13 protein-coding genes are annotated in these 14,577 nt (G+C 64.0%); 3 read left to right on the top strand and 10 right to left on the bottom strand.

What is annotated here, in order from left to right:
* Positions 1–12: 12 nt before the first annotated feature.
* The 6 genes from ACY34H_RS08235 to ACY34H_RS08210 form a co-directional block, all read right to left on the bottom strand.
* Positions 13–762 carry an electron transfer flavoprotein subunit beta/FixA family protein gene (locus ACY34H_RS08235; protein WP_464977011.1) on the bottom strand — a complete coding sequence of 250 codons (750 nt, stop codon included), beginning with the start codon at positions 760–762 and terminating at the stop codon, positions 13–15.
* A gap of 252 nt (positions 763–1,014) precedes the next feature.
* Positions 1,015–1,242 carry a sulfurtransferase TusA family protein gene (locus tag ACY34H_RS08230; RefSeq protein ID WP_130190229.1) on the bottom strand — a complete coding sequence of 76 codons (228 nt, stop codon included), beginning with the start codon at positions 1,240–1,242 and terminating at the stop codon, positions 1,015–1,017.
* Positions 1,243–1,570: 328 nt separating this feature from the next.
* Positions 1,571–4,180, bottom strand: a complete 2,610-nt coding sequence (alaS, locus tag ACY34H_RS08225; protein ID WP_464977010.1) for an alanine--tRNA ligase — start codon at positions 4,178–4,180, stop codon at positions 1,571–1,573.
* A gap of 87 nt (positions 4,181–4,267) precedes the next feature.
* Positions 4,268–5,011 carry a glycerophosphodiester phosphodiesterase gene (gene ugpQ / locus ACY34H_RS08220; RefSeq protein WP_464977009.1) on the bottom strand — a complete coding sequence of 248 codons (744 nt, stop codon included), beginning with the start codon at positions 5,009–5,011 and terminating at the stop codon, positions 4,268–4,270.
* 191 nt (positions 5,012–5,202) lie between these two features.
* Positions 5,203–5,526 carry a hypothetical protein gene (locus tag ACY34H_RS08215; RefSeq protein ID WP_464977008.1) on the bottom strand — a complete coding sequence of 108 codons (324 nt, stop codon included), beginning with the start codon at positions 5,524–5,526 and terminating at the stop codon, positions 5,203–5,205.
* 151 nt (positions 5,527–5,677) lie between these two features.
* Positions 5,678–6,889: an MFS transporter gene (locus ACY34H_RS08210; protein WP_464977007.1), complete on the bottom strand. Its 1,212-nt coding sequence runs from the start codon at positions 6,887–6,889 to the stop codon at positions 5,678–5,680.
* A 100-nt stretch (positions 6,890–6,989) separates the two neighbouring features.
* Here ACY34H_RS08210 and ACY34H_RS08205 point away from each other — a divergent pair, with 100 nt between their 5' ends.
* On the top strand, positions 6,990–7,883 hold the full coding sequence (locus ACY34H_RS08205) for a LysR substrate-binding domain-containing protein (protein WP_464977006.1): 894 nt from the start codon (positions 6,990–6,992) through the stop codon (positions 7,881–7,883).
* A 203-nt stretch (positions 7,884–8,086) separates the two neighbouring features.
* On the opposite strand, the gene ACY34H_RS08200 is transcribed toward ACY34H_RS08205, so the two are convergent.
* From ACY34H_RS08200 to ACY34H_RS08185, 4 genes are read right to left on the bottom strand one after another with little or no spacing between them, the layout of a single operon-like run.
* Positions 8,087–8,959, bottom strand: coding sequence for a hypothetical protein (locus ACY34H_RS08200; protein WP_464977005.1), 873 nt, complete (start codon positions 8,957–8,959; stop codon positions 8,087–8,089).
* The gene (locus ACY34H_RS08195; RefSeq protein WP_464977004.1) at positions 8,959–9,741 is read right to left on the bottom strand and encodes a hypothetical protein; all 783 of its coding nucleotides are present in this window, start codon (positions 9,739–9,741) and stop codon (positions 8,959–8,961) included. Before ACY34H_RS08195 ends, ACY34H_RS08200 begins: the two co-directional genes overlap by 1 nt.
* A complete protein-coding gene (locus ACY34H_RS08190; protein WP_464977003.1) occupies positions 9,741–10,244 on the bottom strand; it encodes a hypothetical protein in 504 nt (167 codons plus the stop codon). The genes ACY34H_RS08195 and ACY34H_RS08190 overlap by 1 nt, the downstream gene beginning before the upstream one ends.
* Before the next feature lie 32 nt (positions 10,245–10,276).
* The gene (locus ACY34H_RS08185; RefSeq protein WP_464977002.1) at positions 10,277–10,570 is read right to left on the bottom strand and encodes a DnaJ domain-containing protein; all 294 of its coding nucleotides are present in this window, start codon (positions 10,568–10,570) and stop codon (positions 10,277–10,279) included.
* A gap of 139 nt (positions 10,571–10,709) precedes the next feature.
* On the opposite strand from ACY34H_RS08185, the gene ACY34H_RS08180 reads away from it, so the two are divergent.
* Positions 10,710–12,473 (top strand): glutamine--tRNA ligase/YqeY domain fusion protein, encoded by a 1,764-nt coding sequence (locus ACY34H_RS08180; RefSeq protein WP_464977001.1) that lies wholly within the window; start codon positions 10,710–10,712, stop codon positions 12,471–12,473.
* A 221-nt stretch (positions 12,474–12,694) separates the two neighbouring features.
* Positions 12,695–14,506, top strand: coding sequence for a CHASE domain-containing protein (locus tag ACY34H_RS08175; protein ID WP_464977000.1), 1,812 nt, complete (start codon positions 12,695–12,697; stop codon positions 14,504–14,506).
* The last annotated feature ends 71 nt before the right edge of the window (positions 14,507–14,577 follow it).

Here is a 14,577-nt window from a genome sequence, read left to right as displayed (position 1 = left end):
TGATTCCTGTATTTAGATGACTTTGGCTTCGGTGCGCAGCTTCGACACCAGCGTGGCAACGTCCGGCACCATGACGCCGGCGGAACGCTTGGCCGGCTCGGCCACTTTCACCGTCTTCAGGCGCGGCGTCACGTCCACGCCCAGGTCTTCCGGCTTGACCGTTTCCAGCGGCTTCTTCTTCGCCTTCATGATGTTCGGCAGCGTCACGTAGCGCGGCTCGTTCAGGCGCAGGTCAGTGGTGACGATCGCCGGCAGTGCCAGCGACAGCGTTTCCAGGCCGCCATCGACTTCGCGGGTCACGGTGACCTTGCCGTCTTCCAGCACGACCTTGGAGGCGAAGGTGGCTTGCGGCCAGCCCAGCAGCGCGCCCAGCATCTGCCCGGTCTGGTTCGAATCGTCGTCGATCGCCTGCTTGCCCAGGATGATCAGTTGCGGCTGTTCCTTGTCGGCCAGTGCCTTCAGCAGCTTGGCCACGGCCAGCGGCTCCAGTTCGGTACTCGTTTCGATCAGCACGCCACGGTCGGCGCCGATCGCCATGCCCGTGCGAAGGGTTTCCTGGCACTGCGCCACACCAGCCGACACTGCCACGATCTCGGTCACCTTGCCCGCTTCCTTCAGGCGCGTGGCTTCCTCCAGGGCGATCTCGTCGAACGGGTTCATCGACATTTTGACGTTGGCGATATCGACGCCAGTGCCGTCGGACTTCACGCGCACCTTGACGTTGTAGTCGACCACGCGCTTGACAGGTACCAGGACTTTCATGGGATGCCTTTGGGAAAAGTGATAAGTGAAATGGGCTAGATTATAGGAGTTTTTCCAGGCCACGGCGGAATTAAAGCACGACCGTACGTTTTCATGCTAGTAGCATTCCTCTAAAACAGACGTTGTTCGATCAGGTCGCTGGACAGCCAGGGAATATTTTGTTTTCGGCAATAGAAACAACAAGGGGACAGTCCTGATGCCAGGAACTGTCCCCTTGTCCGCCGCTGTGGCGGCGCCATGAAGGTCGCCGGGTTACTTCCGCTGCATCAGGAAGGTGAACTCGGCGCCCTGCTGTACATGCGACAACAATGGGTTGCCGGTCTGCTTGGCGAACGCCTGGAAGTCGCGCACGGAACCGGGGTCGGTCGCCACGATGCGCAACACCTGGCCGCTCTCCAGTTCGGCCAGCGCCTTCTTCGCCTTCAGGATCGGCAGCGGGCAGTTCAAGCCCCGTGCATCGATTTCCTTATGAAATTCCATGATTTCAGTGTCGAGTAAAGTATCGCTCATCAAAAATTCTCACAAGTATTGTGCAGAGTCACGACAGTCTACTCCAAAAAGTGTGCCTTGACGCAGTGCACCAAAAGAGTTCGCAAGACGTTGCACTTTTGCAACGTACGATTCAATAAAGTAAAGACCTGCTGGAGCCATAAGGTCGAAACCGCAGTATAGACCTAAATCAAGCTCTGACGCACTGCGTCATTACCGTGCGCCCTGTGCCCCGCGACAGGGCGTCCGCCCCGGCATGCCATTCATACATACAATCAAAAAAGGGCGGCTGGCGCCGCCCTTCTCCCCGCCAGTTGGCTTATACGCGCTGCTCGACCCAGCCCTGCACGCCGGCCAGGGCTTCCGGCAACGCGGCCGGATTGGTGCCGCCGGCCTGCGCCATGTCCGGACGGCCGCCGCCCTTGCCGCCCACCTGCTGGGCCACGAAATTCACCAGTTCGCCGGCTTTCACCTTGCCGATCGAATCGGCCGTCACGCCGGCGATCAGGCTGACCTTGTCGCCGTTCACGGCTGCCAGCACGATCGCGGCGGTCTTCAGCTTGTCCTTCAGCTTGTCCATCGTCTCGCGCAGCGCATTGACGTCGGCGCCTTCCAGCGTGGCAGCCAGCACCTTGATGCCCTTGATGTCGATGGCCTTCGTGGCCAGTTCGTCGCCCTGGCCGGACGCCAGCTTCGACTTCAGCGCATTCAGTTCCTTTTCCAGCGCCTTCACCTGGTCCTGCACCTGGCCGATGCGCGACGTGATGTCCTCCGGCGTCGACTTCAGCGCGGCGGCGGCTTCGTTCAGGCGGCGGTTCATTGCCTGCACCAGCGCCAGCGCGCCCTCGCCCGTCACGGCTTCCACGCGGCGGATACCGGCCGCCACGCCACCTTCGGAGACGATCTTGAACAGGCCGATGTCGCCGGTGCGGGTGACGTGGACGCCGCCGCACAGCTCTTTCGACGAGCCGATGTCCAGCACGCGCACTTCGTCGCCGTACTTCTCGCCGAACAGCGCCATCGCGCCATGCTTGACGGCGTCGTCGAACGACATGTGCTGCGCCTTGACCGGATGGTTTTCCAGGATCTCGGCATTGACGATCGCTTCCACCCGCGCGATCTGCTCGGCCGTCATGGGTGCGTTATGGCTGAAGTCGAAGCGGGTCTTGTCCGGATCGACCAGCGAGCCTTTCTGCTGCACGTGGCCGCCCAGCACCTCGCGCAGTGCCTTGTGCATCAGGTGCGTGGCCGAGTGGTTGCGGATGGTGCGCGCGCGCTTCACGGTATCGACCTGGGCGGACACTTTATCGCCCACTTTCAGCGCGCCGCTTTCCAGCACGCCGTGCTGGCCAAACACGTCGGCCTGGATCTTCAGCGTATCGTCCACGGTGAATTTCGCGCCGGCGCTCTGGATGATGCCCTGGTCGCCCACCTGGCCGCCGGATTCCGCATAGAACGGCGTGGTATCGAGCACCACGATGCCCGCTTCGCCGGCCTTCAGTTCCTGCACCGAGGCGCCATTGCTGTACAGCGCAATGACGGCCGAATCGAACACCAGCTGCTCGTAGCCGACGAAGCTGGTCTTCGCGCCGGTGTACTCGACGTTGGCGGCCATCTTGAACTTGCCGGCCGCGCGCGCGGTGCGCTTCTGGTTTTCCATCGCCGCAACGAAACCTTCCTCGTCCAGCGTCACGCCGCGCTCGCGGCAGATGTCGGCCGTCAGGTCCAGCGGGAAGCCATAGGTGTCGTACAGCGTGAAGGCGGTACCGCCATCGAGCTTGTGCGGATCCTTGACCAGCTGCGCTTCGAGGATCTTCATGCCGTTTTCCAGCGTTTCGCCGAAGCGCTCTTCTTCCGTCTTCAGCACCTGCTGCACGTAGGCCAGCTTTTCCGTCAGCTCCGGATACGCGCTGCCCATTTCCTTGTCCAGGTCGGCCGCCAGCTTGTAGAAGAACGGTTTCGCCTGGCCCAGCTTGTGGCCATGGCGCAGCGCGCGGCGGATGATACGGCGCAGCACATAGCCGTGGCCTTCCGAACTCGGGATGATGCCGTCGACGATCAGGAACGAGGCGGCGCGGATATGGTCGGCGATCACGCGCAGCGACTTGCTTTCCAGGTCTTCCGTGCGGGTTTCGCGGGCGGCAGCCTTGATCAGGTTCTGGAACAGGTCGATCTCGTAGTTGCTGTGCACGTGCTGCAGCACGGCGGCCAGGCGCTCCATGCCCATGCCGGTATCGACGCACGGCTTCGGCAGCTTCGTCATGTTGCCGGCTTCGTCGCGGTTGAACTGCATGAACACCAGGTTCCAGATCTCGATGAAGCGGTCGCCGTCTTCCTCGGCCGAACCCGGAGGGCCGCCCCAGATTTCCGCGCCGTGGTCATAGAAGATCTCGGTGCACGGGCCGCACGGGCCGGTGTCGGCCATCTGCCAGAAATTGTCCGACGCGTAGCGCGCACCCTTGTTGTCGCCGATGCGGATGATGCGCTCTTTCGGCACGCCGATCTCGTTGGCCCAGATGTCGTAGGCTTCGTCGTCTTCCTGGTAGACGGTGACGGTCAGCTTCTCGGCCGGCAGGCCGTACACCTTGGTCAGCAATTCCCACGCGTAGGCGATCGCGTCGCGCTTGAAATAGTCGCCGAAGCTGAAGTTGCCCAGCATCTCGAAGAACGTATGGTGGCGTGCCGTGTAACCCACGTTTTCCAGGTCGTTGTGCTTGCCGCCGGCGCGCACGCAGCGCTGCACGGTGGTGGCGCGCGAATACGGGCGCGTATCCAGTCCGAGGAACACGTCCTTGAACTGCACCATGCCGGAGTTCGTCAGCAGCATGGTCGGATCGTTGCCGGGTACCAGCGGGCTGGAACGGACGATCGTGTGACCCTTGGACTCGAAGAATTTAAGGAACTTCTCGCGGATTTCGGATGATTTCATTTGGCTGGTGCAGGTTATTAGAGACAGGCTGAAGGCGGGCGGGCGCCCTGGCTGAAATGCAAAACGTCGATTATATAACGCTTATGCTTACTTGAAGTCCGCCGGCAGGAGGTCGATACGGTCGGTGCAGATGGCATCCACGCCCCAGGACAGCAGCGTGCGGACACGCCCGGGATCGTTGACGGTATAGCAAAACAGGCCGAAGCCGGCCGCTTTCACGGCTGCCGCGAGCGCCGGCGTCAACTGTGCATGGTCGACGTGCACCGACAGCACGCCCAGTTCGCGCGCCTGTCCTTCCCAGTCGTCGGGCAGGCCTTCGAAGGCGATCGCACGGGGCAGTTCCGGCGCCGCGGCACGGGCGGCACGCAGCGCCGCGGCGCTGAACGAGGACAGCAGCGGCAGCCTGGCCGCATCGCTTTCGGCGGGAAACAGCCTGCGCACTGTCTCGGCCACATGGCGGCCGGTGGCTTCGTCATGGCCCGGCGCCGGCTTGATTTCCACGTTCATCCAGAGTTCGTGCGCCTTGCAGTATTCGGCGAACGGCACGAACAGCGGTACCGGCTCGCCGGCAAATTCGGCACCGAACCATGAACCGGCGTCCAGCCTGGCAATATCGGCGGCATCGGTTCCGGCAATGCTGCCCGCTTCGGCCACGGTGCGGCCGAAATCCGGGTCGTGCATGACGACGCCGATGCCGTCGCGCGACAGCATCACGTCGAACTCGACGGCACGATAGCCGTGGCGCAGGCCGGCGGCCAGCGCTGCGATGGTGTTTTCGGGGGCGGTCGTGCCGCCGCCGCGATGCGCGATCATGGTTGGATAGGGCCACATGGCTGCGACACTATCACGCTTGCCGCAAAAAGGGGCGAACAGGGAAAACCGGCGGGCAAAAAAAGGCCGCTTCATGCCATCGAAGCGGCCCTGCAAGACGCCGGTCGCCACGCAGGATGATGCGGGAAGCCGCGATCCTGAAGCATGGCCCATGGAAGTGACACAGCAGGCCCCGGCGCCATCGCCCCAACTCAGTGCAGATGCTGCTTGAAGTCGATCAGTTCATTGTGCATGTGGTTCACGGCCGATTTCATCTGGCCCGACAGCGGCAGGCCGCTGCCGCAGACGCGGCGGGCGCGCGCGCCCAGCAGTTCCATGTCGCTGATCAGCTTGACGATGCGCGCGCGATCGCGCAGCGCGAGGATGTCGGTGATACGGTCGGATTGCCGGTCCAGCTTCTGGATGTAGTCGCGCAACTCTCCAGGCAGGTTGCGCTCGGCGGACAGCGCCTGCGCGGCCTGGCCGACGGCAAGCCGGATGCTGCTGAAGCGGCTGCGAATTTCCTGTTCTCCCATATTTCTCTCCATGGATGGGCGGCAGCGGATGCGCCGGTGATGCTTGGAGAGTGGTGCGGGCCGAAGGTTGCCTGAGTTTGCCTCAGGCTTGAGCGGGCTCAAGCTTTGCAGCGGGCTCGAGCTTTGCAGCGGGCTCGAGCTTTGCAACACATTATGCGGCCTGCGCCTTCAGGGCCGTTTCCACCGGCACCAGGTGACGGAGCCGCAACGCGACCAGCAGCCCGGCGGCCAGCAGCGACGCCAGCAGCGCCACCACGCCCGGCCAGCCGCCATGTGCCCACAGCACGCCGCACAGCCAGCCGACGACGCTCGATCCGAGGTAATAGAAGAACAGGTACAGTGCCGACGCCAGTGCCTGGGGCGCGCGGGCACGCCGTCCTACCCAGCTGCTGGCCATCGAATGGGAGGCAAAGAACGCAAACGTGAACAGCGCCATGCCGGCGACGATCGCCATCAGGTTGTTGGCCAGCGTCAGCAGCAGGCCGGCCAGCATTGCCGACAACGTGGCCCACAGCACCTTGCGGCGACCCAGGCGGTCCGCCAGGCGCCCGGCCCATACGGAACTGTAGATGCCCAGCAGGTACAGGAAGGAAATGCCGCCGACGATGCTCGGGCGCAGCGAAAACGGCGCGCCCATCAGCCGGAAGCCGATGAAGTTATAGGCGCTGACGAAGCAGCCCATCAGCAGGAAGGCCAGTGCGAACAGCCATGGCAGGCCGGCGTCGGCAAGGTGGCGGCGCAAGCCGGCGGCCATGCCGCCCAGTCCGCCCTGCGCGGGGCGGAAATTGCGCGACGCGGGAAGGCTGCGCCAGAATTCCCAGGCCGCGTACAGGCCGGCGACGCCCATGGCCGCCATGGCGACGCGCCACGAAAACACGTCGGACAGCGTCGACGTCACGACCCGCCCCAGCATGCCGCCGAACGCGCTGCCGCTGATGTACAGCCCCATCGACAGGCCCAGCGACTCCGGTTCGATCTCCTCGCTCAGGTAAGCCATCGCCACGGCCGGCATGCCGCCCAGCCCCAGGCCCAGCAGCGCACGCGCCACCAGCAGTTGCGGATAGTTGCGGGCCAGCGCGCAGACCAGCGTCATCACGGCGGCCAGGAACAGCGCGCCGATCATCAGGCCCTTGCGGCCGATGCGGTCGGAAACGATCGACGACAGCAGCAGCGACACCGCCAGCGCCCCCGTCGAGACCGACAGCGACAGGCTGCTTTGCGCCGGCGTCAGCGCGAACTGGTGCGCCAGCAGCGGCATCAGCGGCTGCACGCAGTACAGCAGGGCGAAACAGGAAAAGCCGCCGAAGAACAGCGCGCGGTTGGTGCGCCGGAAGGCGGGACTGGCGGGGGAAATGCGCTCCATGGTGTTGTGCTTTCAAGGACGATAGAGCGATGGTAGGATTGCCCCGTATTACTGTCCAATATATATTTGAGTCATCACTAATACTTAAAAGCGATAACAAATGGAGCTTCGACACCTGCGTTATTTCGTCGCCGTGGCCGAGGAACTAAGCTTCACGCGCGCCGCCGAGCGCCTGCACATCGGCCAGCCGCCCCTCTCGCAGCAAATCCAGGCGCTGGAACATGAAGTGGGCGCGCGACTGTTCGAGCGCAGCAAGCGCTGGGTGCGCCTTACGGAAGCGGGCAAGCTGTTCCTGGCCGATGCGCGGCGCGTGCTGGCGCTGTCCGAGCAGGCAAAGGAAACCGCGCGGCGCGCGCAGCGGGGCGAGGCCGGCGAGTTGCGCGTCGGGTTCACGTTCTCGACCCCGTTCACCCCGCTGTTCGCCTCGGTGGTGCGGCGCTACCGCCAGCAGTATCCCGGCGTGCTGCTGACGTTCCAGGAGATGGCAACCTTGCCGCAACTGGCGAAACTGGAAGCACGCGAACTGGACATCGGCTTCGTGCGCACCGTCAGCGTGCCGATCCCGGACACCATCACGCTGACGACGCTGCGCCACGACCCGCTGCGCCTGGTATTGCCGGCGGACTGGCCGATCGCGTCGATGGACGCCATCACGGTAAAAGACCTGGAGGGACTGCCGTTCGTGATCTTTCCAAAGGACGCAGGCACGGGCATCCACCCGCAACTGTTCCGCATGTGCCGCGCCGCCGGCTTCACGCCGCAGATCGCGATGGAGGCAGGCGAGGCGTCGACGATCATCGGGCTGGTGGCCGCCGGCTGCGGCATCTCCGTGCTGCCGAGCTCGTTCGAGGGCATCCACATGGACGGCGTGGTGTACCGGCCACTGGACGACCCGCAGGCGACGACAGCACTGATGCTGGCCCGCCGCACGGATGGCGGCGGGCCGCTGGTGGAAGCATTCCTCGCACTCGCGCAAGCCGCCGCCATCGACTGATCGCCGAACCAAAAACTGGGGACGTACCCTTGTTTTCAGGAAAACTAGGGACGTACCCCTGTTTGCAGGAAATGCCATCGATACTGGGCCATCCAAGCGTGGGGCCGGTCATCGATGCTTCAGCCCATAGCCTCGACGACATGAGAACACGGGACGGCCCGTGTTTCCTCTAAACAGGGGTACGTCCCCAGTTTTGCCGTGGGTTAGTCGTAGTCGGCGTCCAGTTCCGAACCGGCGTAGTTCTCCAGTTCGGCGAACAGCGTCTTCATCGCCGTGCGGCCGGGAATGTGCTGCAGTACCGTGCAACCCTTGCGATACAGGTCGATGCGGTTCAGCAGCACCGGGTGGTGCTGGACGGGCACGGCGGCGGCGAGTTCGGCCCAGCCGGCTTCGAAGTCGGGCTTGTTCGCGCGCACCGCCTTGACGAAACGCTCGAAGTCCTTCTGGCCGGTGCGCGCCACGATGCGTCCGCCCCCTTCGACGGCGAAGATGATCGCCAGCGCGATCACGCCTTCCGCGTTCAGGTCGGTGTCCTTGATGGCGCCGGCGCTGTTGTGGCGGCGCAGCCAGTTGGCGAAACGCACCACGGCCTGCGCTTCCTGCCGCTGTTTCAGCTGCGCCTGGTAGCGCGCCGGGCCATCCCAGTTCGCGTTCGGGTCGGTCAGACAGATATCGAAGAAGATGTCGCGCAGGCGCCGCTGCGCATACACCGGGTCCTGGTCGTATTCGCCCACCAGCGTATCTTCCGGCATCGCGGCCAGGTCCTTCAGCTGGCGGAAGCCGGCCTGGAACGCGGCCTCGGCGCCGTTATCGACGAGGAAGTCGAGCGCGGCCGCATCGCTGTCCACGGCAAGCAGCTGCTCGAGGCCCAGCGACACGCCGCCTACCGTCAGGTTGACGGCTTTCTGGATGCCCTCGGACGTGCGGTGGTTGGTGAACTTCTCGGCGACCATCGCCGTGATGCCGGCCAGTTCGTCGGCCAGCATCACGGCCGCGTCCGGGCGGGGATCGCCCGGCAGCAGCTTGATCGCGCGCGTCAGTCTTGGCAGGTTTTCGCGTACGAGTGCCGGCAGCATCAGGAGAAGATCCCCGTGCCGAGGTTGCGTCGGCCGCCGCGGGCGCTGCCGCTGCGGGTGCTCGGCACCTGCTTGCGCAGCCGGTACAGCAGCTCTTTCGTCGAGCGCTGCAGCACCGACGGTTCTTCCTCGTCCGGATCGTCGGAATACTCGGCGTCGGCCAGGTCGGCGCTGTGGCGGAACTCGGGGAACAGCTCGAACAGCGCGCGGTCCCAGCCATCCTCGCTGGCCTGCGCCAGCGCCACGGCCAGCGGTACTACGTCGCTGTCGGACGACGACTGCGCGGTGATGTACTGGCCTTTCGAGATCACCTCGCCGGCCACTTCCAGCATTTCCTTCGGCGCCAGCGAGAACACGATCGCGAACACGGTCGCGCCATGGTCGGTGGCGGACGCTTCCTGCAGCAGTTCGCGGCGGCGCTCCTCGTCCTCCGTGCCGAACACCACGCCGTGGATGTGCGAGAACAGCGACTCGGCGATGCGCTCGGGGTCATCCTCGATCATGTCCTCGTTCCACGTGGCGGCGATGTAGGCCAGGCTGTCGGCCCACGCCTTCGGCGGCACCAGCAGCGTGGCCAGCGACAGCTTGCCGCCATCGAAGCCGGCCATGTGCAGCGCCGTCACGTGCGGCGGGATGTTCTGCAGCACCTCGGCCACGGCCAGGTCGCCATGCTGCTCGGCCGCATCGGCGAATGCCTGCTCGGCATGGCTCAGCGAACCGGCCAGCACCAGTTCCGTCACCTGCTTGCTGAGTGCGGGCAGATGGGATTTTTCGTCGGACATCAACGCTCTCCTTCCTGGTCGAACATCTGGGTGAATTCCTCGCTGGCGCCGCCTTCCTCTTCGTCGTCATCGCCGTCGTCGCCTTCGGCCAGCTGGTCGAGCGACGTGTCGTCGTCGTCCCACATGCGTGGATGCTTGTGCAGGAAAGCGGTAACGATGGCCTGGCGGCCCAGGTCGGGATGGTTTTCCTCGATCGCTTCGAGCATGCGGGCAGGCTCGCCTTCAGGGCACGACACGGCCGAGAACACGCGCGCCGGATCGCCGAACTCGAAGTCCTCGGCATCGGCCAGCAGCGTCTTCGGCTCGGCGATCTCGATCACGTCGACCAGCGCGAACGCCATCATGTTCAGATCCTCGATGCCGCCGCCGTTGGCATATTCGGTCACCAGCGCCTTCGTCATCGCCTGGTAGTTCTTGCGGTCCGGCGGGTCGCCGAGGATGCCTTCGATCTGGTCGGCCAGTTCGCGCGCCTGGAAGGCGAACTCGGGGTGTACTCTTCTCATTGCTGACTCTCTTCTTGAATGCTGTGTTTTGCTCAGGCGGTTGGCAGTGCCACGCCATGCAGGCTGAAGACGGAACGCCATAACTGGTAGGCTTCCTCCTCCGGATCGATGATGATCCGGTGGTTCAGGCTCTGGTTGTATTCTTCCCGCTTTGCCGGGTCGGACAATACCTCGTAGGCCTTGGCGATGGCCTTGAAACGGGCATCGGCGCCCGGCTCGGGATTGCGGTCCGGGTGGAAGCGCATGGCCAGCGAACGGTAGATCTTCTTGATCTCGTCGTCCGTTGCGTTCGGGGCCACGCCGAGCACGTTGTACAAATTATCCATGTTTTATCTGCCTAGTAACTCTTGTCCAAAACGAGGGCGTAAGGGCGAATTATCCTATAGAAAACGCTCCGCCGTCCCGCCGCGCAGGCGCGTGTACGGTAAAATGGCCGTCAATCGACTCCAATTCCCGCCTTCGTACATGAGCAACGACAAAAAGACTGCCGCAGCGGCCCCAGCGCCGAATTTCCTTCGCAACATCGTCGAACACGACCTGGCTACCGGCGCGCACCAGCGCGAGGGTCTGCCGCCAGTCATCACCCGCTTCCCGCCCGAGCCGAACGGCTACCTGCACATCGGCCACGCCAAGTCGATCTGCCTGAATTTCGGCCTGGCGCGCGACTACCAGGGCCGCTGCCACCTGCGCTTCGACGACACCAATCCGGCCAAGGAAGAGCAGGAATACGTCGACTCCATCATGGACAGTGTCAAGTGGCTGGGCTTTTCCTGGGAAAACCAGGATTCCGCCGACGGTGACGCCTACCTGCACTATGCCAGCGATTACTTCGACCGGCTGTACGAGATGGCGGAGTACCTGATCACGGCCGGCTACGCCTACGTGGACAGCCAGAGCGCCGAGGAAATGGCGGCCAACCGGGGCAATTTCAATACGCCGGGTGTGAACTCGCGCTTCCGCAACCGCCCGGCCGAGGAATCGCTGCAACTGTTCCGCGACATGAAGGCCGGCAAGTATGCCGACGGCGAACACATCCTGCGCGCGAAGATGAGCGAAGACGCGATGGCGTCGCCGAACATGAACCTGCGCGACCCGGCCATCTACCGGATCCGCCACGCGCACCACCACCGCACCGGCGACAAGTGGTGCATCTACCCGATGTACGACTACACGCACCCGATCTCGGACGCGCTGGAGAACATCACCCATTCCGTGTGCACGCTGGAATTCCAGGATCACCGCCCGTTCTACGACTGGCTGCTGGAAACGCTGGCAGAAGGCGGCTTCTTCAAGAAGCCGCTGCCGAAGCAGTACGAATTCTCGCGGCTGAACCTGACGTACATCGTCACCTCCAAGCGCAAGCTGCGCCAACTGGTCGAAGAAGGCATCGTCGACGGCTGGGACGATCCGCGCCTGTCCACGCTGGTGGGCATGCGCCGGCGCGGCTTCACGCCGGAAGGCATCCAGCTGATGGCCGAGCGCACCGGCGTGACGAAATCGGATGGCTGGATCGATTTCGGCGTGCTGGAAGGCGCCGTGCGCGAAGACCTGGACCCGAAGGCGCCGCGCGCGATCGCCGTGCTCAAGCCGTTGAAACTGATCGTCGATAACTTCGATGCCAACGACAGCGTCGAATGCAGCTCGCCCGTCCATCCGCACCACCCCGAGCTGGGCAACCGCACGTTCCCGTTCACCCGCGAACTGTGGATCGAGGAAGAAGACTTCATGGAAGTGCCGAGCAAGGGCTACTTCCGCTTCTATCCGCCGATCGGCGACCAGCCGGGCGCGCGCGTGCGCCTGAAATACGGCTTCGTGGCCGAATGCACCGGGTATGACAAGGATGACAGCGGCAAGGTTACCGCCGTGCACGTCAACTACTTCCCCGACAGCCGGTCCGGCACGGATGGCGCCAACAACTACAAGGTGAAGGGCAACATCCACTGGGTCAGCGCCAGCGCCGCGCTGGAAGCCGAAGTGCGCCTGTACGACCGCCTGTTCACGGACCCGCAACCGGATGCCGGCGGCAAGGATTTCAAGCAGTTCCTCAACCCGAAGGCCAAGGAAGTCGTGACGGCGTACCTGGAACCGGGCCTGAAGGATGCGCAAGCCGAACAGCGCTTCCAGTTCGAACGCCACGGTTACTTCATCGCCGACCGGGTCGATTCCCAGCCGGGCAAACCCGTGTTCAACCGCATCGTCACGCTGAAAGACAGCTGGGGCACGAAATAATCCAGGCAGACCAGGCCGCCCCCGAGGCGGCCTTTTTTCAGCCATGCCGGAACACCGATAGTCACAATGCTTAAGTTCCTGTCAGTTTTCCATGACAGCAGGGATCAAGGCTGCACCCACCGCAACGGTTAACGTCCGATAGCGGCTTTGTTCTTGACGCAGCTCATACCGACTGCCTATATTTTGGCCACGAACCCAGCTTTCTCTGCGCGCCGCCGTCCATGAAACAACCTCTGTCAGGAAAACTGCACGAAGCCAAACCTTCCTGGTGGAGCGGCGTGCTGCTGTCGATGCTGGTCGGTGCGGGCTTTTATGCCTGGATGGCCAATTCGCTGGAAAGCGAGGCACTGGAGCGCTTCCGCAACCAGGCACGCAGCATCCAGTACAACATTGCCGGCGGTATCAAGGCATGTACCGACGTGCTGCGCGGCACCGCCAGCCATTTCCAGGCCAGCGAAGGCATGTCGCCGCAAAGTTTCCACCGCTATGTGCGGGGACTGGACATTCCGCACAACTTTCCATCGATCGCCAGCATCAACTTTGCCCAGTACGTGCCGGACGAGGGGCGCGCCGCATTCGAGGAACAGATGCGCGGCGCGGCGGTGCGCGAGCTGGGCTATCCGGAATTCCGCATCTCCCCGCCGGGCAAGCGGCCTTACTACACGGTGATCACGCTGCTGGAACCGATGTACGGTGCCAAGGGAAAATTCGGCTATGACCTGTCGGCCCGGCCGGCCAGCGCGCAGGCGCTGGCACGCGCGCGCGACACCGGCGAGATGTCCAGCTCCGGGGTGCCGGTGCAGCTGCCGGAAGCGCCCACGCAGTTCGGTATGCCGCTGCGCCTGCCGGTCTACCGCGCCGACATGCCGGTGGACACCGTGGAGGACCGGCGTGCCGCCTACCTGGGATCGGTGGGCATCGGCTTTTCGGTGCCGCGCCTGGTGGAAGCCGCGATGGTCGATACGCCGGTGCGCGAGATCCGCGTGCGCCTGTACAACACCAGCCTCGGCACGCCGCCGAACAGCAAGACGCCGAATGGCTACCTGCTGTTCGACAGCATCGAATCGTCCGCCGGCCGGGCGCCGCCGGACAATCATGTGCAGCTGAGCCTGCCGCTGAATTTCAACGGCCGCCTGTGGCAGGTCTATTTCGACGCGCCCCGCTCCGCGCTGTTTTCCACATTCGACGCCTACCTGCCCTGGCTTGCCGCGCTGGTCGGGTTCGTCAGCACGCTGCTGATGTACGCGCTGTTCCATGCCCAGGTATCGTCGCGCCGGCGGGCGCTGCAGATGGCGCGCGACATGACGCGGGAACTGCGCGACAGCCAGGCCAAGCTGCAACTGTCGCACCAGCGCCTGCGCCGGCTGGCTGCGCACGCCGAACAGATCAAGGAAGAAGAACGCAAGCGCATCGCGCGCGAAATCCACGACGACCTGGGACAGAACCTGCTGGCGTTGCGCATCGAGGCCGATATCCTGGCCAGCCGCACGTCGCAGCGCCATCCGCGCCTGCACGCGCGCGCCACCGCCACGCTGAAGCAGATCGACGATACGATCCGCAGCGTGCGCAACATCATCAACGACCTGCGGCCCAATGTGCTGGACCTGGGCTTGTCCGCCGCGGTCGAATGGCAGACCACGCAGTTCCGCAAGCGCTCCGGCATCGAATGCGACGTGGTGGATCCGGAAGGCACGCCCGACGTGGATGACCGCTGCGCCGTGGCACTGTTCCGCGTGCTGCAGGAATCGCTCAGCAATATCCAGCAGCACGCCCGCGCCACGCATGTGCGCGTTGAACTGCGCCAGCTCGGCGGCACCTTGCGCATGACGATCGCCGACAACGGCATCGGCTTGCACGACGGCAGCCGCAACAAGAATGGTTCGTTCGGCCTGGTCGGCATCGAAGAACGCATGAGCCTGCTCGGCGGCGATTGCTCGATCGTCAGCCGGCCGCATGGCGGCACCACCGTTACCGTTACCGTGCCGATGGCCTGGCGCGCCACGCAGCCCGCCGGCGCATTTGTCGGCCAGTGATCGCTTGCTCACTAGCATCATAGGAGTTCTCTATAGTTTGATCAAAATCAATAGGTGCCTTTACGCAAGGA

The sequence above is a fragment of the Pseudoduganella sp. jia 9 genome, from assembly GCF_055502615.1.
This window is presented reverse-complemented; position numbering and strand designations above follow the sequence as displayed.